We start from the raw sequence: 23,074 nt of genomic DNA, 5'->3' as shown, positions 1-23,074 counted from the left end.
ATAAAACTGAGATTCCGGCATAGCAAACCGGACATGCATATATGTCGCTTCCGTTTTTTATCAAGCATATTTACAACAATGCCAGCGAAGAGGTCATCAAGCGGGGCAAGCGGATACATGCTTCTGGCCACATGGATTTGCTGGAGCACAATCCTATTTTAGAATCGGTTTCTTTTCGGGTGAAAGACGATATGTACAACACATGGTACAAAGTAAAAATTGATCACTACAATCAGCCAAAGTCGATAGCCCTGCGCTGTACCTGCCCGTACAACCTTACAGAAGTGTGCCGGCACAAAGCTGCAGCACTCATTCAGCTACAGGAGATGAGTGAGCAAGGATTGCTCGGGGGACAGGTAGTTCGGTACAAGCAGGCACATACATTGGTCAAAATCCGACATATCGATTTAAAGATGATACGCATGCTGGCCGGCAATGAAAACTATGAAGTCGCAGAAGAAATATTGCGTACCCACTCTGCCACCATTACCAGTGCTGCCAACGAAAAAGTAGATGCCGAATTACTGTTTGAAGGACAGACTTACAAACTGGTGATTCGTAAAAATGACGAACGTTTTTTTGATACCAGTTGTACCTGCCACGATGAAGAACATTTGCTCTGCAAGCACAAAACTGCGTTGTTTTTGCAGCTGCTCAATGCATATGGTGCCCATTACTTCGACAGCATTCGCAACTACGACCGGGATAAAGAAAAACTGCTCGGCTTGTATGGCTACACGTTGGATGATGATTTGACCGGCAAGTTTGAATTTACTTACAAAGACGGCAAGCCTTTTTTGCGGGTGTTGGATGCCTCCATCAAACGGGTGAATATGCCCAATACAGCAGTGCCCAAGCCAGTGGCAGAGCCGGCCATAGCTAAGGCTAGCGAAACACCTGCAGCCTTGCCCGCCGTGCAGCGAGATTTGAAATCTCTTGGATTGGTGTTTCGCCCCGAAGGCCAGAACTATCCGTTTTTTGTAGTGGATGCGGTGCAGGGTACTTTGAATGATGAAGGCAATTTTGCCGGCAAAGTAGAACGCATCGACCTCGGCAAATTTGTAGATACAGAAGTGTTTGGCGAAGAAGACAAACAACTGCTGCAGCAACTGCGCAAACTCAGCGACAGTGAAGTAAATAAATACCTCAACCGCAACTCACCGTTTAGCGGTATTTGGGACAACATTGTACAAACCAATGGCGATGATTTGCCCGATGAAACCCGGGTACTCATTCATGAATATTTGCATCCCAAACTGGCCCGCATTTGGGCCGACAATCAGGCAAATCCCTGCTTTGTATTGGGCGAAGGAAAAAAATTTGTAACCGGTCAATTGCAACCGGCTCACATGAGCGAAGACCTGATACGGCCGGTAATTACAGTAACTGCTGAAGGCGAATCATTTGAAGTAACCTGCATAGCCAAAGCCAGTGGCGAACAGTGGCCTTTGGAAGATAACGAATGGGCATCTATGCTCATTATGCTGCGGCAAGGCACTTTGTATTGTTGGCAAAAAGCAGAAGACATACAAGTGGCCATGCACTTTGCACAGCCACAGCTCATCAGCAAAGAAGACTGGCCACAATTTGCTGAACAAAAGTTGCTGCCCATTACCGGCGAATACGAAGTCATTTTCGATAAATCGATTACGGCACAGCTGCGGGACCAAGAGCCCGGTATTAGCGTACAGCTGCAAGAGAAAGGTGAGTTTCTGGCCTTTGTACCTCAGTTCAGATATGGAAGTGTGGTAGCGCCGCAAAATGAACAAGCTACTCTTACTTCCTTGCACAATGGCCGCATTACGGTCATTCATCGCATGCTGGAAAAAGAGCATCAGTTTTTTCAAAAGCTGAGCAACCTGCATACCAATTTTATACGACCAGAAAGAAGCAGGCAACTGGTGCTGAAGGGCACCGATGTGCTGCGCAACAACTGGTTCTTCCTGTTCATGGAATCGATGCAGGAAATGGAAGTGCCGGTGCAGGGCTTTGATACGCTGCGCAATTTCCGTTTTAATGCTGCAAGACCCACTACACAAATACGCATTAGTAGTGGGGTGGATTGGTTTGATGCCAAGGTGGATGTACAGTTTGGCGATCAGCACGTTCGCATATCGGATATTAAAAAAGCACTGGCAGCCAAGCAAAGTTTTGTGCATCTGGGCGATGGTTCATTGGGTATTTTACCCGAAGAATGGTTGAAGAAATATTCGCTGCTGTTTAAAGTGGGCGAAAGCCATGGCAGCCAGTTGCGCCTCAGCCGCTATCAGTTTGGTGTAATAGATGAGTTGTATGAGCAACGCGATGAAATGGAGTTGCTGGTAGAACTGGAAGAAAAATTTGACCGGCTGCGGGATTTCAAACGCATCAAAAAAGTGGCGCCACCCAAGCATTTGCAACCCGTGTTGCGACCTTACCAGGTGTCGGGTTTTCAGTGGCTCAATTTTTTGAAAGATGCAGAGTGTGGCGGCATTTTGGCAGATGATATGGGTTTGGGTAAAACCATTCAGGCCCTTACGATGCTGGAGCATTATGAAAACAAAACCGGTGGTTTAAAAGCACTGGTGGTTTGCCCAACCACATTGCTCTACAACTGGGAAAATGAAATCAAGAAGTTTACGCCGAAGATGGAATATTTCATTCATCATGGCGGGCAGCGTTCACGTGAGCTGAAAGATTTGGAACCTCACCACATCATCATTACCACCTATGGCACCTTGCGTAGCGATTTGATTTTGATGAAAGAAATTGCTTTCGATTTTGTGATTCTGGATGAAAGCCAGGCCATTAAAAATCCGAATAGCAAAGTAGCCCGTGCTGCTTGTTTGCTACAAAGCAAGCATCGTATTTGCATGAGTGGTACACCGCTGCAAAACAATACGTTCGACATTTATGCGCAAATGAATTTCCTCAATCCCGGCTTGCTGGGCAGCAGCGATTTCTTTCGCAATGAATTTGCTACACCCATTGATAAGTTTGGTGAGCAGGAGCAAAAAGAACATTTACGCAAACTCATTTTTCCATTCATCCTGCGCCGTACCAAAGAGCAGGTGGCCAAAGATTTGCCGGAGAAAACAGAAACCGTGTTGTATTGCGAAATGGGCGAAGCACAACGCAATATTTACGATGCCTACAGAAACGACTTTAGAGATAAAGTATTGGGCGTAATCGACAAGCAGGGAATGGAACGAAGCCAGCTTACCATTTTGCAGGGCCTCATGAAACTACGTCAGATTTGTGACAGCCCGGCTATTCTGAACGAAGACGAACGTTATCCCAACCATAGCATCAAGCTGGAGGAGTTGTCCCGTGAAATCACGGAAAATATCAGTGATCACAAGGCTTTGGTCTTCTCACAGTTTTTGGGTATGCTGGGTTTGATTCGCCAAAAGCTGGATGAACAGGGTGTGAAGTATGAATACTTTGATGGCAGTACTTCTGTGACTGACAGACAAAAAGCGATTGATAATTTCCAGAATAATCCGGAGTGTCGGGTTTTCCTTATTTCACTCAAAGCGGGTGGCGTGGGTTTGAACCTGACTGCCGCCGATTACGTGTACATCGTAGATCCTTGGTGGAACCCTGCGGTTGAACAGCAAGCCATTGACCGTACGCACCGGATTGGTCAAACCCGCAACATTTTTGCCTACCGTATGATTTGTAAAGACACGGTGGAAGACAAGATCATCCAACTGCAGGAAAAGAAACGCATGCTGGCCAAGGAGCTCATTGCAGATGACGCCGGCTTTGTGAAGAAGCTGACAAGGGATGATATTGAATACCTCTTTAGCTAATGAAAAGACATCATTTACTGTTGAGCTTTTTTCTGCTATGCACCAACTTGTTGTTGGCACAGGCAGACAGTACGCAATTGGCTACAACAGTTGCTGAAGAAGGCCCCATGCATGCCATCGGTCTGGGAGTGATATTGATATCTTTTTCACTGGTGTTCTTGGCGGCATTTACCGTATTGGTTATTCTCTTACTGGCAGCCGCCATGGTTTTTCTGGCGTTGGCAGCCGCAGGTGTGGTGTCTGTTGCCACGTTGTATGGATTTCAGAAGCGGTCTTTTAGTGCAGGTGTAAAAGCATTGATGTGGATGCTAATTCCTGCTGCCGCCGCTACGGTTGGTTGGTTGATGCTGTGGTTGCTGAATGATGCATTCAACTGGCAACTCAGCAGTGAATACAAAATGCTGATTGGTTTGGGTGGCGGCTTTTTGAGTGGTGCTTTGCTCACCGTGTTGATGATTCGTATCGGTCAGCTATTGCTGCGGAGTATGATGAAGTCGTGGTCTTCAGCCAGGTTCAACAAATAATTCTCTCCAATGATGTCACCTTCTGTCCGCTGCAGGCTCCGCTCCTGTAGCCATTAACCTTCATTAACAATACTTCTGTGGCACTTAACGGTGTGTGTGGGTTGGCAGATATAGTTTTGTCGTCATATGCAACAAATAGCTACACACATGAGGTCGTTTCGTTTTCTGTTGAGTTTTGTGTTTTTCAGTTTTGCTGCCGCTGCTTTTGGCCAAGCCAAAATTGGCACCGTAAAAGGCAATGTGATAGATACTGCTACCAAAAAGTTTTTGCCCAGCGCTACCATCAATATTTTGGATGCTAAAGACAGTACATTGGTGTCTTTCGGCCGCAGTAAGGAAAATGGTTCCTTTGAAATCGGCCGTTTGGCTGTGGGCAAATACCTGCTGTTGGTTACTTACACAGGTTTTGAAAAAGTGCAAAAGCAATTCAGCATCAGCAACGAGCAAACCGTGTATGAGTTTCCGGCGATTGCCATGACCAGCAATGCTACGCTGGATGGCGTTGTGGTAGTGGCTGCTCCCGTATCTATTAAAGGTGATACCGTAGAGTTTAATGCGGCATCTTTTAAGGTAAACAAACCCAATGCCGTGGTTGAAGACCTGCTGAAAAAACTGCCCGGTGTAGAAGTAGCAGCCGATGGTACCATTAAGGCCAACGGACAAGAAGTGAAAAGAATATTGGTGGATGGCAAACAGTTTTTTGCAGACGATCCGAAGCTGGCGACCAAAAACCTGCAGGCCGATATGGTAAACAAAGTGCAGGTGTACGAAAAGAAAAGCGACAAAAGTGAGTTCACTGGTTTTGATGATGGCAATGCAGAACCCACCATCAACCTTACACTCAAGAATGATAAACGCCAGGGTGTGTTTGGTAAAATAGCTGCCGGCTATGGCACCGACAATCGCTATCAGGCCAATACCAACCTCAACAGTTTTAAGAAAGGCGAACAGATTTCTTTGATAGGCCAAGCCAACAATGTAAACCAGCAAGGCTTTAGTGTAATGGATGCATTGAGCTTTAGCGGTGGTGGCGGTCGTGGTGGCGCCAACTTTGGCGGAGGCAATGCCCAGGGTATTACGGCTACACAAGCCATTGGCCTTAACTACAACAACTTTAAGAGCAGCAAGCTCGACCTCAATACCAGTTATTTTTTCAATGGCACACAGCTGGAAAACAACTACGACCTGCAGCGCCTGAGCTATGTGGGCGATACCACACAGAATTACAAAGAGCCTGGCTTCACTGGTCGCAACAACAACAATCATCGCCTCAATATGTCGATCGATTGGAAAATGGATAGTAGCAATTCCATCATCGTTCGTCCTGCAGTTACTTTCCAAAATACAGAAAGTGAAACCCGTAAAACCTACAATACTGTTGGCTCCAGCGGCAACCTGCTGAGCGATGGTGAAAGCCTCAGCAAAAACAACAGCAGCGGTTATAACATGAATGGTACTGCATTGTGGCGCCACCGGTTCGATCGTGCAGGCCGCACCTTTAGTGCACAACTCAACTTTGGCCGCAACGAAAGTGATGCCGATGGTAGCCAGTTTACCATCAACAACCGTTACAAAGGATTGACCGTGTCGAGAGATACTATTCGCCAGATCAATACTACCAAAACAATCGCCAGCAACTATGGTATCGATTTGAGTTACACCGAGCCTATGAGCCGTCGTTCTATTATTGAGCTGAATGCGTTTTACAGAGCCAATGAAAGTACCAACGATCGTAAGACACTTGACTACAACGCTGGCACACAGGCGTATGATAAAGTAAACAGTCGCCTCACCAACTTCTTCGATAATGAATACACCTACGCAGGTGGTGGCCTTACATTTAAAGAAAACCGCACTGGTTGGAACTACAGCATTGGTGCCAAAGCGCAGCAAGCTACTTTGAGTAGTTTAATTCAGGGTAAAACAGATCCGATTTCTCAAAGCTTCTTCAATATTTTGCCTGCTGCACAACTGCAAATAGGTAAGAACCGTTATCGCAACTTCCGGTTGTATTACAATGGTGCTACGCAAAACCCATCTGTTACACAATTGCAGCCTATCGAAGACATCAGCGATCCGCTGAACATCACCAAGGGTAACCCCAATTTGAAGCAGGCCTTCACCAACAACTTCAGGGCCAACTACTCCAGCTTCGACCCATACACCATGAAGAGCTTCTTCATTTTTGCCAACGTACGTCAAACGCTCAACGGCATTGTGAACAGCGATAGCATTGGCCAGTTTGGTGGTCGCTACACCACTTATGAAAACTTGAATGGTATTTTCAATGCCAACGTGAACATGAGTGTTGGTTTGCCTTTGCCACTCGGCGAAACCCGTGCCAACATTAACCTGAACACCGGCGCCGGCTACAGCCGCAACGTGAATTTGCTGAACAAAGCAGAAAACGAAATCACCAATATCAACCTGTCTCAAGGTGTAAGCGCCAACTACAATTTCAAAGAATTGTTTGATGTAAGCCTCGGTGGAAACGTAGCCTGGACCCGTGCCCGTTATTCGTTGCAAGAAGCACAAAACACCAACTTTTTTACCTACAGTTCCACTTTTGAAACCAACTGGTACCTGCCTAAGAATTTCACCTTGGGAAGCGATGTGATGTTCACTGCCAACACTGGCCGTGCCGATGGCTTCAACCAAAATTTCACCTTGTGGAATGCCTACATTGCTAAGTCGGTATTGAAAAACAAGCGGGGCGAAATTCGCTTACGTGCCTACGATTTGCTCAACCAAAACACCGGCCTCAGCCGTGTTACAAGTGGCAACTATGTAGAAGATACCCGCTACACCGTGCTGAAGCGTTACTTCATGCTCAGCTTTACGTTCAACCTCAGCAAGTTTGGCGCTGCACAAGGCGGCAACACACCACGCATGATGATGATGGGCATGCCGAGATAGAAATTTCCTGTTTTTAGTTTATAGTTTGGGGTTCAGCATGCATGATGCTGAACCCCATTTCTTTATCTCGTACCGACTCCTGTCGGGGGATGCTTTGGTGCTGCTACTACCGTCGCAAAACACAAATACAGTACAATTGCAATCATTCAACAACTATGGTGTATGCACCTTTTGTTGAAGAATTGGGTGAAACTGATAGGCTTAGTATCAAAAATGCTGAATCATTTTAAAAATACCCCCCCCCATTTTTGATTATTTTCAATTATACGGGCTTTAGTAGAAAAGGAGGGTAATTGTGCCTACATTGCATAAGCATTAACGGTTACACTTTCTAAACATTCACGCATGACACTGAAATACATCACACGTTTTGCCTTGGCTATTGTTGTAATGGGCATGCTGCTTTCTTCCAAATGTAGCAAAGACCCCATACCCGCAGTACCCGATCCTTGTGCTGATATTACCGCTTTTAAAGCAGATTTTGTGATGCTGGAAGAGGTGGGAGATACATCCTTTCAAGTTTTTGATTCTGCTATTATTAATCGGTTTATCACCTTTAAGGCAGTAGGGCAATACGACTCCGTAAAATGGGAAATTGGTAACAGTCAAAATGTTTTCAAAAAAAATAGTGTCAGCCTTTACTTTAATGTGCTTGAAAACCGGATACCTGTAAAATTTACAGGGTACAATGCAAAGGGAGGAAATTGTTTTCCTGCAACTCCATCAGTTCAAACTGTAACCAAATATCTCACAATTGTACCAGTAACTTTGGCTTCAGCTATTGGAAAATTTCAAGGTTACAATATCGATAACCCCGCTGATACATTTACCGTTATCCTTCAACGAAGTCCTTATTTCTTGTATTTGAAAAATCTACCAAAGGGCTGCAATGGTTACATAAATCCAAGTGAAGGGTCAACTCAGTATAATTTTGGAGTTGAAGCAGCGCAAGGGTTTAATGGTTTTGTATCTAAAGAGCCAACTGCATGGATGTGTGGCAAGCTCGAGGCGAGGGGCTTTTTAGTAAATAGAGATACATTGATAGTGCACTATAAAAATTGGCCGCTGATAAAAGACAGAACTCCGGATAGTTGGTTTGAATGGGCAACAGAACCGGTTTCGAAAACATTTAAAGGAGTCCGAATTAGGTAATTCCTGCTTATCCCTTTTCCATTTTAGTACATCTTTTTCGTTCTTCTCACAAAGAAGTCGGCGGATGCTTTTGCCCTTATTATACGTACCGGATTTTTCACACAATACAATTTCAACAATGAAAAAAATTTACCATGTGGTATTGCTCTCCACTTTGTTTCATAATTTACTTCAAGCACAATGTTTAGTAAACGGCATTTTTACCCGGCCTGATTCTGCCGTTAATATGCAGAATCCCTCTATGATTAACAATTTCAACTGGATGGCACCAAAATATATTACCAATGCCCAAGGTGCAACACCGGGAAATGATTCCATTTTTTCGCCAATATACCAAGCCGGATAATATCATCATTGATAACCTTCGTCTTGCGCTTGATATGAAGCCAACCGATGGGTGGGAATTACTGAGAAGGCAATTCGGGTTTCTGCAAAACGGCAGCTTGCAAAACTCTCTCGTCCCCGACTTCTGTCGGGGATGCACTGGTGCTCCGACTCTTGTCGCATGGTACGCAGATATATTTCAGATAGAATCTGTGAACCATGGAATCCTCGTCACGAGACGAGGACTATTCAGTTAAATCATCTACACAAACCGAACGCCAAACCAACAACAAAAAACATCAAACCATAGAATCAATCAATGCCTTCACCTTTCCACTAATGTAATCCCGCACTTCATTAAACTGTGCAGGCTCCATGTGTTTGGGATCAGGTATTTGCCAATCGATAAATTGTTTGGCAGGCATCCATGGGCAGGCATCGCCACAGCCCATGGTTACCACTGCATCAAATGGTGCAAAAGCTTCCACTTCCTGCAGGCTCTTGCTGTCATGTGTTGTCAGGTCGTAGCCCAGTTCTTTCATCGCAGCAATGGCTTTCGGGTTAACCACACCTCTGGGTTTGCTGCCGGCGCTGTAGGCTTCCACTTTATCACCCCCATGTATACGGGCAAATGCCTGACTCATTTGGCTACGGTTGGCGTTTTCAACGCACACAAAAAGCAATTTGATTTTTGATGACATATTTTCCTTTTTATGGGCCCAGCCGAGTGCTGCTATGAAGCTGCAGTGGCGATAGCACCCTGTCTGCCAACAGGCAGGCGTTCAACAGTTGAAAGATTATTGAGCTTTTCCAGCGGTAGGAGAAGCTTGTACAAATTTGTGTTCTTGTTTAAGTGCAAACCGCACCATCAGTATCAGTACCGGTACTTCAATCAGCGGGCCTACCACTGCGGCAAAAGCCGCGCCACTATTGATGCCGAACACCGCTATGGCTACCGCAATGCCTAACTCAAAATTGTTGCCCGCAGCAGTAAACGCCAGGGATGTGGCTTTGGCATAATCTGTACCTGCTTTTTTGCTCAGGTAAAATGCCGAGAAAAACATAATCATAAAGTACACAGTCAGCGGCAGGGCAATGCGCAGTACATCGCCGGGTATTTCTACAATCAGCTGTCCTTTCAGGCTAAACATTACTACAATGGTAAAGAGCAATGCAACCAATGTCATGGGGCTTATTGCGGGCAAAAAACGTTGTTCATACCAGGCAGTTCCTTTCCATTTGCTCAGCAGCCAGCGGCTCAGCATGCCTGCCAAAAAAGGGATGCCCAAATAGATGAACACACTCTGCGCCACCTCGCCAATGCTGATGTCCACTTCATATCCTTTCAGGCCCAGCAGCGGCGGCAGTTTGGTAATAAAAATCCATGCATAGAAGCTGTAAAAGAAAACCTGAAAAATAGAGTTGAATGCTACCAAGCCTGCGGCATACAAACGGTCGCCATTTGCCAAATCGTTCCATACAATTACCATGGCAATACAGCGGGCTATGCCGATAAGAATCAAACCTGTCATATACTCCGGTTCATCTTGTAGAAAGATGACAGCGAGTATAAACATCAGCAACGGCCCTACCAGCCAGTTTTGCACCAGCGATAAGCCCAGTATTTTTTTGTGCTGAAATACTTTGGGCAGTTCTGCATACTTTACTTTGGCCAGTGGCGGATACATCATCAGTATTAAACCAATGGCGATGGGGATATTGGTAGAGCCCGACTGAAACTGATTGATAAACGCTTCAGTTTCCGGAATACAATAACCGAGAGCTACACCAATAGCCATGGCGGCAAAAATCCACACCGTCAAGTAACGGTCGAGAAAGGACAGTTTTTTCATATCAATTACTTACTGAAACAATTAGCAACATCCGGCACCAGGTGTACAGCAGGCGGCAGGTTTTTCCGCATATACAGTGATACTCAAAATTTTTACACTACCATTCTTGTAGGTTTCCATTTCATCGGCTGTGAGGTATTCCTGCAGCAGTTCGTCGGGTATCACAATGGTCTTTTCTTTTTGTACCGTTATATTGGCAAAACCCGTTTGCTTAATAATGCGGAGGTACTCTTCTTTTTGAATGGCACCGCTTACGCATCCGGCATACAGTTCGGCTACTTCTTTCCATTTGCCGGGCAGTTCGCCCTGCAATACAATGTCGCTGATGCTGAAATGACCGCCGGGTTTGAGTACCCGCAATATTTCTGCAAAGACTGCTGGCTTATTGGGTACAAGGTTGAGCACACAGTTGCTCAGCACCACATCGGCACGGTTGGCAGCTACGGGCATTTGCTCAATATCGCCCAACCGAAACTCTACGTTATTAAAGCCTACTTTATCGGCATTGGTACGGGCTTTTTCCAGCATGGCTTCGCTAAAGTCAATACCAATCACTTTGCCGGTGGGGCCAACAATTTTGCGGGCTACAAAGGCATCGTTGCCAGCACCGCTGCCCAAGTCAATCACGGTGTCACCTTCTTTCATTTGTGCAAATGCTGTGGGTATGCCGCAGCCCAATCCCAGATCTGCATCAGCATTGTAACCTTCCAGTTGTGTGTAGTCATCACTCATGATGTTGTACACTTCATCGCCGCCACAGCAGCCGGTAGCTCCGCAGCAAGCTGGCCGCATTGTAGTCTTTGTCTTGCAGCGCTATTTGCGAGTATTTTTCTTTTACAATGGCTTTGAGTGTTTCTTCTTGTGTCATCTTATAAAATTTTAAGTATGAGTATTTCATCCGGCATCAGCAACAGCTATTGTTTTTTACCTGCAGTGTATCAAACAGGCTGTTGAATTCTTTCCGGAATTGTTCAAAAGCTTTCCAGTTGATGCAGTAGCAACTCCTTGGCCCTTCCACGGTGCCGTTAATCAGGCCGGCAGCTTTCAGTTCTTTCAGGTGTTGGCTTACGGTGCTTTGTGCCAGTGGCAATACATCCACTATCTGGCCACATACACATTCTGTTTTGCCTGCCAATACTTTTAAAATAGCCACTCTTGCCGGGTGGGCTATGGCCTTGGCGAAGGCGGCTATTTCCTGTTCTTTTTTACTAAAAGCTGCTGTTTTTGCTATTGCCATAATCGTATTTGTACGATGAATAATGTCAAAATAAAAGCGGAGGCTCCGCTAATTCATCGTAAAAGTACGATGAATGTATTTTGTCGGCCAAATTTTTTTCGTCGCCGGCTTCTGTCGGGGATGATTTGGTATAACGACTGCAATCGTAATCCCACGAATACAGTTCAGATAGAATCTGTCAACCAAAGCATCCTCGACCGGAGACGAGAACCATTTTGGATGGATGCTGAAAATACCCGCTGCAGGGTATAGGCATGGAATCTCAAATCTGAAACATTTGACCCAAAATTATTTTACCATGAAATTCTTCAATAAGATATGGCTGGTTGTGTTGCTGCTATGCTCTGTGCAAGCGCTGCATGCACAAAAGAAAACCTGGTCGAAAGACTTTGGCGGCAGCATCAATTTTTACAGTCTTAGCGATGCAGGCATTTTTATTGTGGGCACTAACGATGCCTTGTATGGCGTAGACCCGGAAACTGGTAAAGAAATCTGGAAGCTCGAAGAGTTTCGCCGTATATCGGAAGATGCGCTGAGTGCCATACCCAATAGCCCATTGGCAGCTATTGTAGACCGGGGCATGATGGTGGAGCATGCCATTATTAATACGGTAACCGGACAGGTAGTTTGTAAAACAAAAGACCTTGGTATGACCACGGTAAACAAGCGTTTTGCCAATGCCAAACTCGGCGCTGTGTTGTTTAGCGGTATGAACAAAAAAGGTCGTCCTGTGCTCATGTTGGTAGATGCCGTTTCAGGACAAAAAAGATTTGAAGCAGAAAAGGTGTTTGACAAAGCCACCGAAGTGATTTGTAGCGATGTGTATGCCATCAACAAAGACCTGATGCTGATTAGCACCACCAAAGCTATTTATTGTTTGGATGCCAATACAGGTGAAGAAAAATGGCGTTCAGAAATTAAAACAGATGCTCCAGTTGTGGCAGCTCCTGCCAGCAGCAAAATTCCTTTTGCAGGTTTTGGCAAGTCGATGAACAAGATGAATGCACAAATGGCGGTGGCTGTTTCATCTAAGTTTTTTCAGGTGAAAGATGCTAGCAAAGTGTACTTCTTCAACAATGATTATTTTACTTGTTTCGATTGGGCTACCGGTAAAGAAGTGTGGCAGCGTCAGGAGCTTAACAGTCCGCTGAATAACTACATTTTAGATGACCGCGGCATTATTGTCACCACCAATCAGCGGGGCGAAAACTATGGCAAGCAAGGCGGCCTCATGGGCAAAGCTTTGGGTGGTGGCAACAAAGCCAAAATGTACATGTTTGACTACGCCAGTGGTAAGCAATTGCTGAAAGATGAAATAGATGTAGCGGGTAATGTAATTGGTTACAGCTACGACAATACCGGCAACAAAATGGTGATAGCCACCGCTAGCGACAAGGGTACCAATAAGATTGACATTATTGATTTGGTGAATGGTGTATCAGCCATGAAACGCCCCATGAAAGTGAGTGGTAATATCCGCGATATTAAACTGGTGAGCAAAGGTCTGCTGTACATCACCGATGAAGAAATCAACATCTTGAATTTAGAAACCGGTGCCGATGCGTGGGGCAAAAGCATGAAGGTAAAAGACTACGTGGTGCATGGTTTTAAAGATGATAACGAAGCATACATTGCTGTAGATGGCGACCTGCACCGGTTTGATGTAAACACCAGTACGCCTACTAAAATTGGCAGTATTGCTTTGGACGGCAAAGAAAACCCTTCGGGCCTGCAATTCACGGCCAATGGATTGGTGCTTACGAGTAGCTAAAACATTGCCCACTATGGTTTTGATGGCAAGCAGGGCTGGAAAGTATACCGTGCTGCGCCGGGTGTAAGTTTGGTTGGTAAAATTGCATTGGGTGTAGTAGCTGTGACCAGTGTAGCCATGATGGCGGCCAACAGTTATCAGGCGGGTGTGGCTTCTGCCGGCGGTGCTACAGCCAAGGGTCAATACATGAGCAACCAATCGGCCGCCGACTCGTATGAGCAGGATGCCAACAACTGGGGAGCCATAGCCGTGGCATCTTTTCAAGCCATGAACAAACGTTTTAAAGCCACCCGTGCTACAGCCAGTATGCAGAGTATTCTTACCAAAACAGATGATGGCGCTGATACCGGTGTAGGCATTGAAATCTACAGTAAAGAAAACGGACAGAAGGAAGGCTCCGTTGTACTCAAAGACAAGAAGCCGGAATACTTCTTCGATGATATTGGCCGTGTCGTTTTCTGGAAAACCAGCGACCGGAATTTTACCGCAGTGTTTTTCTAAACCGCTCACTTTTCGCACACAATTGCCCTGGCTGGTGTCTACCAACCGGGGCTTTTTTTGCAGTGGCATGCTGAAAACATCTCGTTCGAAAGTCGCATAAATACAAAAGCGTGTTGCTAAACCTGCAACACGCTTTTGTATTAAAATAGAAAGTATGATTAACGGCCATCGCCATCGAGCAGGTTGCCCAGGCCGCCCAGTATACTGCCTTCTTCTTTGCGCTGGCCATAGCCATACGATAAAATACGACTGGCCAAACGACTTACGGGCAGTGTTTGAATCCACACTTTGCCGGGGCCACGCAGGGTAGCAAAAAACACGCCTTCGCCACCAAAAATGGTATTGCGAATGCCGCCCACAAATTGAATGTCGTATTGAATGGTATGGGTGTACGCCACCAAACAGCCAGTATCGATGCGCAGCATTTCGCCGGCCTGTAAGTTGCGTTCAAACACATGGCCACCTGCATGCACAAATGCCATGCCGTCGCCTTCCAGCTTTTGCATAATAAACCCTTCGCCGCCAAACAAGCCAGTGCCCAATCTGCGCTGAAACTCGATGCCTACACTTACGCCACGGGCTGCGCATAGAAAAGCATCTTTCTGACAAACCACATAGTGGCCCAGTTCTGCCAGATCGAGCGGAATGATTTTGCCGGGATAAGGAGACGCAAAAGCTACCCTTCTTTTACCATGACCCACATTGGTAAATGCCGTCATGAACAAACTTTCGCCGGTGAGCAAACGCTTGCCGGCACTAAACAATTTATTGAGGAGCCCGCCGCCTTGCTGCTGGCTGCCATCGCCAAAAATGGTTTGCATTTGTATGCCGTCGTCCATCATCATAAAGGCACCTGCTTCGGCAATGGCGGTTTCACCCGGGTCTAATTCTACATCTACATACTGCATTTCTTCTCCGTAAATGCGGTAGTCTATTTCGTGTGCTGTAGGCATAACGTATGGTAGTTTTAAGCAGGAAAAATACCCACAAAGAGGTATAGGCCGCTATCTGTGCTGTTCCTTTTTTTGTAAACGAAACATTTGGTGTGACCAATGGTAAATGGACAGCGTTCTGCTGCATCACGGCCACACATCATCGCTACATTTTCAAAACCTTAGTACCCCCGAACAGAAACATCACCCCAACAAAAATGCCTGCTGAAACCTCAGCAGGCATTCACACATGTAAGCACATGTGCAAGTAAGTGGCCAGTTGCATTAAGATGCTGCAGGAGCTTCTGGTGCTGGTGCTGCTGGCGTTTCTACTACTGGAGCAGGTGCTGGTGCAGGAGCCGGAGCAGCTACTTTTTTAGCAGCTTTCTTTTTGCCAGCGGCCTTCTTAGGTGCTACTTTTTTGGCAGCCTTCTTGGCTACAGGTTTAGCAGCAGCTTTTTTTGCCGGAGCAGCTTTTTTGGCAGCCTTCTTAGGAGCAGCAGCTTTTTTGGGTGCTACTTTCTTGGCGGCTTTTTTAGGGGCTACTTTTTTGGCAGCTTTCTTCGCTACAGATTTTTTAGCAGCAGCTTTTTTAGGCGCCGCTTTTTTCGCAACCTTTTTAGGGGCTACTTTTTTGGCAGCAGCTTTTTTAGGGGCAGCTTTTTTAGCAGCTTTCTTGGCTACTTTTTTTGCCGGAGCGGCTTTCTTCACTGCTTTTTTAGCAGCGGCTTTTTTTGCCGGAGCAGCTTTCTTTTTGCAACTGATTTTTTAGAGGTGGCCATCTTATAAGATTTTAATGCTGTGAATTTACAGGTGAATAAAAACTTTCGACACCATTCAGCAAGAAAGTGGAAAAAATGTACATAGTGCAGGGGTTTGTAAACAACGGCAAATGCAAAAGGCAGCCGTTGCCGACTGCCTTTTAAACTACTTGTATGTATGCAATACTGCTTAGAACCAGCTGCCAATAAAGGTTTTGTCGACCTTGCCTTTTTGGCGACGGCGGCGGGCTCCTACTTTAATGCTATGTATGATGCTGGCAGCAATGGTGAGCGGAATGAACAACAACGTGAGTGGCGGTATGCCCATAAAGCTAATCCACTTGCCACCAAATGTGCGACGCATGGGGCGGCGCAAACGTTCGGCCATCAGGTACATGGCGGGCACCACAATCAACGTCATGAAGAATGCGAAAATCAAACCGAAGATGATGGTCCAGCTGAGCGGCTTCCAGAATGCAGCGTTGTCGCCACCAAACCAAATGTGCGGATTGAGTTCTTCAAACATGGCAATGAAGTTGATGTTGAGACCAACAGCCAATGGTATCAAACCCAGTATGGCGGCTACTGCCGTAAGCAATACAGGAATGATACGTGTTTTACCAGCTTGTATTACAGCTTCGCGGGTACGCATGCCACGGCTGCGTAATTCATCGGCAAACTCAATAACGAGGATACCATTTTTTACCACAATACCTGCCAGGCCTACGATACCAATACCGGTCATTACCACACTCACCTGCATGCCGGTGATGGCAAAGCCCAGAAATACACCGATGACTGAGAAAACGATTTCAGTAAGGATGATGATGGGCTTACTGATACTGTTGAACTGCAACACGAGGATGAACAGGATTAACGCCAATGCAATGAGCAATGCACCAACCAGGAAGCTGCCTGCTTCTTGTTGCTGTTCACCTTCACCGGTTTGTGCAATGGTTACATCGGTGGGTTTTTCTCTGAACTTGGCAATGGTTTTAGTGAGTTCAGCATTTACTGCAGTAGGCGTGTAACCCTGGCTCTGCAGTACGTTGCTGTACAAAGTAATTACCCGCTTCAGGTTTTTACGCTTGATGCTGCCATAGGTGCTGGTCAAATCAATTTTGGCCACAGCAGATATGGGCACTTGCTTTATTTGTCCGGTGTTGAAATCGCGGAAAGTGATGCGCATGTTCAGCAGGTCGGTCAGGCTTTGACGCTGAATTTCATTGCTGCGCAATTGAATCTTGTATTCGTCTTCATCATCTTTCAGCTTGCTGATTTCTTTACCAAACAATGCTGTACGAATTTCTAAACCCACCTGTGCTGTAGAAATGCCTTCAATCATGGCACGTTCACGGTCTACAGAAATAGTGATTTCAGGGTTCTGTAAATCCACATCCATTTTCAATTCTTCAATACCTGCCACCCGGTTGGTATCGAGGAAGTTTTTGAGTGCAATGGCTGTGCGTGTCAGCGATTCAAAGTTTTCGCTGGCCAGTTCAATGTTTACAGGCGGTTGCGTAGGCGGTCCGCTACTTTCCTGGTCTACAGAAACCTCTGCACCCGGAATGCCTTTAATGGCTCCACGGATGGCATCAAGGTAAGGTGCGGTGCTTTGGCCATGGCGTTTTTCATACTCCACAAAGCTTACCTGAATACGGGCCAGTTCCGGGCGGGTGCTGCGGTCGCCACTGTTAGGGTCGCTGGCTCCTACGGCCACGTTGGTAATCACACTTTCTACAATGGGATTGGTTTTGCCATTTGTCATGCCCAACACATTGTACACTTTGTTTTCCATGGTCTGAATCACACTATCGGTGTAGGTAACAGCAGTACCAGATGGCAATTTGAGGTATACATATACAAAGTTCGGATCGCCTTTGGGGAAGAATACAATGGGCACCCGGCCGCTTTTTACAGCTACGCCAAATATTTGGAACGAGCCTATCAACAATACACCCAGTGCTACTACAATCCAAACGGGGCGCTTGCCGGTCAATGACCAACGCAACAGTTTTTCATAGTTGCGCATCAGGGCTGGCAAGAAACTGTTTTGGAAAGATTTGATGACAGCATCGAGTAGGTAAGTGTTGAACACCATAAGAATGGCTAAGAACAACAACAGGTTGCCAAAGAAGAACCACATGCCGCCACCGTTGGCCATGCCAATCACATCGAGTAATACACCAACGCCGGTAAATACCCACAAGATGGGCTTGCGGAAAATGGCTGCTTTCGATTTTACTTCATGACTTTCTTCATGGTTCATGAAATCCACCGCAAATACAGGGTTCATGATAAAGGCCACAATCAACGAGGCGGTTAGGGTAAAGATGAGCATGGCCGGTAAGTATATCATGAACTTACCGATGAGCCCCGGCCAGAACAGGAGCGGGAAGAATGGTGCCAGCGTGGTAAGCGTACCGGTGAGAACCGGAATGAATACTTCACCTGCTGCATAACGGGCACTCATTTCAGACGAAATATTACCCTTGGCTTCCGAGAAAATACGGTGCGTGTTTTCTATCACCACAATGGCATCATCTACAATAATACCCAAGCCAAACAGCAGGGCAAATAGTACAATGAAGTTGAGGGTAATGGGACCGCCAACAATGATGTCGCCCACCGGTAAAAACACAAAGGCTACAAACATACTCAGCGGTACACTGAGGGCTACAAAGAAGGCGTTGGTAACACCCATGAAGAACATGAGTACCAGCAACACGAAGATGAAGCCCAGTACAATGGTGTTGATCAGTTCTTCGAAAGAAGCTTTCGTCTTTTTACTTTGGTCGGCAGTGATAACGAGGTTCAGGTCTTTGGGGAATTCTGTTGCCTTCAATTCGTCTACCATCGTTTTTACATGGTCAGCCGCATTGATCAGGTTTTCACCACTGCGCTTGATAATATTGAGTGTTACTACCGGCTGCGCCTGTGTAGCATTGGTACCCAAGCGGGCAAAGCTTTCTCTTTCTTTTATGGTGTCTTTAATCTCAGCAATATCCTTGAGGTAAATGGCGTTGCCGCGGTTGTTGCGCAGTACTACATTGTACAGGTCGAAAGCACTTTTGAACTGGCCTTTTACCTGCAGGGTACGCTTCATGGTACCTACGTTGAGCAAACCACCGGTGATGTCGGCGTTTTCACGGGCTACGGCACTTTCGATATCAGCGAAAGAAACACCGCTACTCTGCATTTTGAAATTGTCGACGTTGATTTGAATTTCCCGTTCAGGGAGCACCTACGAGGTCTACCCTCGTAATTTCTGGCAGCTCTTCGATGCGGTCTTTCAAACGGTCGGCATATTCTTTCAGTTTCACCAAATCATAGTTGCCACTCACGTTTACATACATGATGGGGAATTCAGAGAAACTGATTTCCTGCACGGTAGGCAATTGTGTAAGGTCGTTGGGCAAATCCTTCTTGGCTTTGTCCACGGCATCCTTCACTTTTTGTACCGCTGCATCTACGTTTACGTCGGTATCAAATTCAATGATAACGGCGGAGAAATCTTGCAACGATGTGCTGGTGATTTTTTTCACCTTCACACCACTCATGCCCTTCAATTGTTTTTCGATGGGGCGGGTCACAAGGTTTTCAATGTCTTTGGGAGAGTTGCCCACGTACACCGTTTGCACGTACACGGTAGGCACTACAATATCGGGGAACTGTTCTTTGGGCAGGGTCACGAACTGGTACACGCCCCAGATGGTGATAAACAACATCATCAGGTAGATAGATGTCTTGTTTTTCACCGACCAGGTGGTGGGCTTAAATTCTTTTATTTTCGCCAGTTCTGCTTTCAGTTTTTCTAGTGCAGTCACTGTTTGAATTTTAGATGTGATGCCTTACGGCAATAATGCATGATGGCAAAGAGGAATGCTTAGTTCAACGAAACTTTTTGACCATTGTACAATCCCTGATAACCTTGAGATACCAATTGATCTCCTGCTACCAGACCTGTTTTGATTTCAACAAAATCGCCTTGCACCTGACCTACAACCACGGGCTTTTTACGGGCTACCATACCATCTTTTTCTGTTACAGCTACAAATACGTATTTGCCTTTCTCATCGCTCTGCACCAGGTTTACCGGCACTACCATCGCATTGGGTGCGGCATAGTCGAGTATACGCACCAATGCAAGCTGGTTAGGTTTGATAGACGCATCGGCCGGCAGACGGGCCTCGGTAGCAAAACCACGGCTGGCGGGGTTGATAGAAGCTGAAATAAAGCTGATGTTAGAAGTGAAGTTTTTGCTGATATCAGGAATGCTGATTTCAACGCGGCTGCCCTTGTTCACTTTCGATAGGTAGTTTTCAGGAACATCTGTGATCACTTTCAGACGGCTGGTATTGACAATGGTAATATCAGGCGTAGCACCGGTTATACCCTGAAACACCTGGCCAACACGGGCATTCATGGTGTTTACAAAACCGCTCACTTCTGCATACACATTGGTCATGTTGAGTTGCTCTTTTACCAAATCAATCTGCTTGTTCAGATTATCGACGTTGTTTTTGGCACTCAGCAATTCTACTTCGCTGCCAATGCCCTGCTTCCACAAGTTTTGACGGCGTTTGTAAATGTCTTCTGCAAAGTTGAGCTGTGATTTCAGCTGCTCTATTTGCTGAGTGATAACACGGTCATCAAGCTTCAGCAGCAGTTGACCTTTGCTCACAATGTCGCCCTGCTTTACATACAACGCTTTTACCTGACCGCCCATACCACGGGGTGTTACAAACGAAATATCGTCGGCATCTACACGGCCCTGCAGCTCAATGTAGTGGTTGAAATCTTGCGGGGCTACTGCTGTTACAGCAATCAGTTTGCTCGATTCAACTTTGGTAGCACCAGTATCCAGCTTGGAAATTTCCTCTTCCAGTTTGGTAATTTGCTCCAGCAGTTTGGCAGATTCAGATTGTAATTTGGCCAGTTCGGCTTTCTTTTCGCCCAGCTTGCCGGCGACTTCTTTTTTGCTTTCGCCACAGGCTACTACCAGTGTGGCCAGCGCCAGTACCAACAAGGATTTTGTGAGAAATGGTTTCATAAAGCGTATTTGGAAAATGGTGATGGATGGGATCATCTTTTTAGTCATCATAATGTTTGCAGATTAGAGTTTGCCTAAGGCTCTGTAGTAACTGATTTTAGCAATTACAGCATTGTACAATGCCTGATAATAATTGTTCTGTGCTGTTTGAAGTTCTGTATCGGTTTGCAGCAATTCAAAGTTGTTGCCCATGCCTTGCTCATACTTGAGCTTGGTGGTGTTGTACACTTTTTCAGCCAGTGCTTTGTTTTCTACTTCATCGTTGAGTTGGGCAATGGCATTGGTAAGGTTGGTACGTGCCGATACAATTTGCAAATCGATGGCTTGCTTAAAGCGATCCATGTTGATGTTGCTCTTGTCGAGTGCATATTGAGCCTGCTTTAATCGGTTGCGGCGCTGCCAACCATCCGCGATGGGTACGCTTACACTAAGGCCGGCAATGTTGGCAAAGAACCAACGTTCTCTGGCGAAGATGTCGAACTTCTGACGTTGGGCATTCGTTTGCATGTTCCAAAATGCGGCAACAGTAGGGTAGGCATTGAGCTTGAACCGGCGAACCTGAAGGCCGAGTAATTCCTGACTGGTCATCAAGGTTTTGATTTCATTGCGGTTTTCGTATTTGAAATCATTTTCCATGGCCAATACTTCTTTGGTCAAATCGGCTACAGACAAGGTATCGGTCAATACAAGTGAATCTGATTGGGGCAGGCCCAGTGCAAACTTCAACGCACTGTAGGTGAGACTTACCAGGTTTTTGGTACGGGCTTCGGCCGTGCCGATGTTGTTGAGGCTTACTTTGGTTTTGTCTACATCCAGTTTTTCAATAAAGCCATTGGCATACAGCTGCACCTGATCGTTATACAACTTTTGCAAACGGGCTTTGCTTTCACGGGCATACGACAATCCTTTTTCGGCAATCAACACGCCGTAATAAGATTGCAGCACGTTTGATTTTACGCTGTCTTCTGCAATCAGCAGTTGATTGCGGTAGAGTTCCATGGCGCCGTCACGGGCTTTCAGGCCAATGAATACATCGGGTTGAAACAGCAACTGCTGCACTGATACGCCCAATGATGCCTGCCAGGGCACACCAAATGCTGCAGGGAATGTGTTGACCACGCCATCAAACTTCACGGGGTTGCCTTGTCCATCCCGCACATCTTCTTTCTCCAGTACACCATAGACCGAAGGAGAAATGAAGTCGGGCAATACAGTAATCGGAATCCTGAAGTTTCGGGTGATGCCGGCAGTACCTTTTATCTGTGGTAGCGCCGCCCCGGTTATTTCTTTGTTGTAAGCATCCTGATTCAGGATGTCTATTTGCGCATTTTTAATTTCTGCTCTTTGCTTCAGTGCCAGTGTGGTAGCCTCAGCAGCAGAAATGCGGTGCACGGTGGGTGCTGCGGGCTGCTGTTGGGCAAAAACCGATAGACTGGTGAGGGCAAGCGTTGCACATACAACGGATGTCAAAAGTGATTTCATCGGATGGTTTTAATATAAATAGTGGACTAGAAAATCGCAAGGCATCAGGCTGCCCGCTGTGTACGTTGTTGTTTGTATTTCTCAATCAGCTTTACGCCTTTGGGTGTAGCCAGGCCATACACGTAGTGAAGCATCACTTCCATTTGTATGTCTACCAAGCTATACTTCTGGCGAGGCAGTATTTCTTGCTCAAACGTCATTGAAATGGTGTGCAAATGCAGGTGTGTCATGATCTCGACATTAATGTCGGGACGGAACAGCCCTTCTGCAATACCTCTTTCAATATTTTTTTTGGTAATGCTGTAAATGAATTGCTGCTTGTGGTCGTTCAGTTTTTTGTACGCCATCTGGTGGTACTTGTGCAGGTCAAACAGCATAATGGGATTGATGCCCTCAAACATTTCCTGCAACATGTCTATGAACAAAAAGATTTCGTGAACGGCATTTTCACTCTTTTGCTCAATGGTACAGCACTGGCTTTCGCTTTTGCTCACCATGTGTACCAGTATAATGTGCATCAGCGTGTCCTTATCAGCAAAGTGCTGATAAAGCGTTTTTTTGCTCATGCCACATTGCGAGGCAATGTCATCCATCGATACGCTGCGGATGCCGTAGCGCTTAAAAAGTTCGAAGGCTTTTTCTAAAATGAGTTGTTGAGCTTCCATGGGAGATTTTGGGAACGGGCAAAACTATGGAAACTTTTAGTACATCAAAAGTTTCCATCAAATTATTTTGCCGGTCGTCCTGTCTGTACGCCAACTGCCCAACATTGTG

At 46.0% G+C, this 23,074-nt stretch carries 19 protein-coding genes; 7 read left to right on the top strand and 12 right to left on the bottom strand.

Features of this window, described 5'->3' with window-relative positions:
* Positions 1-41 precede the first annotated feature (41 nt).
* The 5 genes from GLV81_RS16250 (at position 42) to GLV81_RS16230 (ending at position 8,732) form a co-directional block, all read left to right on the top strand.
* Positions 42-3,794 (top strand): DEAD/DEAH box helicase, encoded by a 3,753-nt coding sequence (locus GLV81_RS16250; RefSeq protein ID WP_157479801.1) that lies wholly within the window; start codon positions 42-44, stop codon positions 3,792-3,794.
* Positions 3,794-4,318 carry a hypothetical protein gene (locus tag GLV81_RS16245; protein WP_157479800.1) on the top strand — a complete coding sequence of 175 codons (525 nt, stop codon included), beginning with the start codon at positions 3,794-3,796 and terminating at the stop codon, positions 4,316-4,318. Before GLV81_RS16250 ends, GLV81_RS16245 begins: the two co-directional genes overlap by 1 nt.
* Before the next feature lie 147 nt (positions 4,319-4,465).
* Positions 4,466-7,234 carry an outer membrane beta-barrel protein gene (locus tag GLV81_RS16240; RefSeq protein ID WP_197428605.1) on the top strand — a complete coding sequence of 923 codons (2,769 nt, stop codon included), beginning with the start codon at positions 4,466-4,468 and terminating at the stop codon, positions 7,232-7,234.
* A gap of 345 nt (positions 7,235-7,579) precedes the next feature.
* Positions 7,580-8,386, top strand: coding sequence for a hypothetical protein (locus tag GLV81_RS16235; RefSeq protein ID WP_157479798.1), 807 nt, complete (start codon positions 7,580-7,582; stop codon positions 8,384-8,386).
* Between the two features lie 118 nt (positions 8,387-8,504).
* The gene (locus GLV81_RS16230; RefSeq protein ID WP_157479797.1) at positions 8,505-8,732 is read left to right on the top strand and encodes a hypothetical protein; all 228 of its coding nucleotides are present in this window, start codon (positions 8,505-8,507) and stop codon (positions 8,730-8,732) included.
* A gap of 277 nt (positions 8,733-9,009) precedes the next feature.
* On the opposite strand, the gene GLV81_RS16225 is transcribed toward GLV81_RS16230, so the two are convergent.
* From GLV81_RS16225 to GLV81_RS16210, 5 genes are all read right to left on the bottom strand, one after another.
* Complete coding sequence (locus GLV81_RS16225) at positions 9,010-9,411, bottom strand: arsenate reductase ArsC (RefSeq protein ID WP_157479796.1); 402 nt, start codon at positions 9,409-9,411, stop codon at positions 9,010-9,012.
* A gap of 96 nt (positions 9,412-9,507) precedes the next feature.
* Positions 9,508-10,563, bottom strand: a complete 1,056-nt coding sequence (gene arsB / locus GLV81_RS16220; RefSeq protein ID WP_157479795.1) for an ACR3 family arsenite efflux transporter — start codon at positions 10,561-10,563, stop codon at positions 9,508-9,510.
* 21 nt (positions 10,564-10,584) lie between these two features.
* A complete protein-coding gene (locus GLV81_RS16215; RefSeq protein ID WP_246186083.1) occupies positions 10,585-11,355 on the bottom strand; it encodes an arsenite methyltransferase in 771 nt (256 codons plus the stop codon).
* Positions 11,309-11,431: a hypothetical protein gene (locus GLV81_RS21405; protein WP_281350717.1), complete on the bottom strand. Its 123-nt coding sequence runs from the start codon at positions 11,429-11,431 to the stop codon at positions 11,309-11,311. Before GLV81_RS21405 ends, GLV81_RS16215 begins: the two co-directional genes overlap by 47 nt.
* A gap of 36 nt (positions 11,432-11,467) precedes the next feature.
* Positions 11,468-11,800 carry an ArsR/SmtB family transcription factor gene (locus tag GLV81_RS16210; protein ID WP_157479794.1) on the bottom strand — a complete coding sequence of 111 codons (333 nt, stop codon included), beginning with the start codon at positions 11,798-11,800 and terminating at the stop codon, positions 11,468-11,470.
* A 298-nt stretch (positions 11,801-12,098) separates the two neighbouring features.
* Here GLV81_RS16210 and GLV81_RS16205 point away from each other — a divergent pair, with 298 nt between their 5' ends.
* Together GLV81_RS16205 and GLV81_RS16200 are read left to right on the top strand one after the other, a co-directional pair.
* Positions 12,099-13,571: a PQQ-binding-like beta-propeller repeat protein gene (locus tag GLV81_RS16205; protein ID WP_197428590.1), complete on the top strand. Its 1,473-nt coding sequence runs from the start codon at positions 12,099-12,101 to the stop codon at positions 13,569-13,571.
* A gap of 69 nt (positions 13,572-13,640) precedes the next feature.
* A complete protein-coding gene (locus tag GLV81_RS16200) occupies positions 13,641-14,072 on the top strand; it encodes a hypothetical protein (protein ID WP_157479792.1) in 432 nt (143 codons plus the stop codon).
* 158 nt (positions 14,073-14,230) lie between these two features.
* On the opposite strand, the gene GLV81_RS16195 is transcribed toward GLV81_RS16200, so the two are convergent.
* The 7 genes from GLV81_RS16195 to GLV81_RS16170 form a co-directional block, all read right to left on the bottom strand.
* Entirely contained in the window at positions 14,231-15,025 is a 795-nt protein-coding gene (locus tag GLV81_RS16195; RefSeq protein ID WP_157479791.1) for a TIGR00266 family protein, read from the bottom strand.
* A 264-nt stretch (positions 15,026-15,289) separates the two neighbouring features.
* Positions 15,290-15,715: a hypothetical protein gene (locus GLV81_RS16190; RefSeq protein ID WP_197429121.1), complete on the bottom strand. Its 426-nt coding sequence runs from the start codon at positions 15,713-15,715 to the stop codon at positions 15,290-15,292.
* 240 nt (positions 15,716-15,955) lie between these two features.
* The gene (locus tag GLV81_RS16185; RefSeq protein ID WP_281350716.1) at positions 15,956-18,964 is read right to left on the bottom strand and encodes an efflux RND transporter permease subunit; all 3,009 of its coding nucleotides are present in this window, start codon (positions 18,962-18,964) and stop codon (positions 15,956-15,958) included.
* Between the two features lie 34 nt (positions 18,965-18,998).
* A complete protein-coding gene (locus GLV81_RS21400) occupies positions 18,999-19,592 on the bottom strand; it encodes an efflux RND transporter permease subunit (protein WP_281350715.1) in 594 nt (197 codons plus the stop codon).
* A 59-nt stretch (positions 19,593-19,651) separates the two neighbouring features.
* The gene (locus GLV81_RS16180) at positions 19,652-20,818 is read right to left on the bottom strand and encodes an efflux RND transporter periplasmic adaptor subunit (protein ID WP_157479790.1); all 1,167 of its coding nucleotides are present in this window, start codon (positions 20,816-20,818) and stop codon (positions 19,652-19,654) included.
* 63 nt (positions 20,819-20,881) lie between these two features.
* Entirely contained in the window at positions 20,882-22,300 is a 1,419-nt protein-coding gene (locus GLV81_RS16175) for a TolC family protein (RefSeq protein WP_157479789.1), read from the bottom strand.
* A gap of 44 nt (positions 22,301-22,344) precedes the next feature.
* Complete coding sequence (locus GLV81_RS16170; protein WP_157479788.1) at positions 22,345-22,965, bottom strand: TetR/AcrR family transcriptional regulator; 621 nt, start codon at positions 22,963-22,965, stop codon at positions 22,345-22,347.
* Positions 22,966-23,074 lie beyond the last annotated feature (109 nt).

This window comes from Phnomibacter ginsenosidimutans, from assembly GCF_009740285.1.
Lineage (GTDB): Bacteria > Bacteroidota > Bacteroidia > Chitinophagales > Chitinophagaceae > Phnomibacter > Phnomibacter ginsenosidimutans.
Note: the sequence above shows the minus strand (reverse complement) of the source record. Positions and strands in the feature narration are given on the sequence as shown.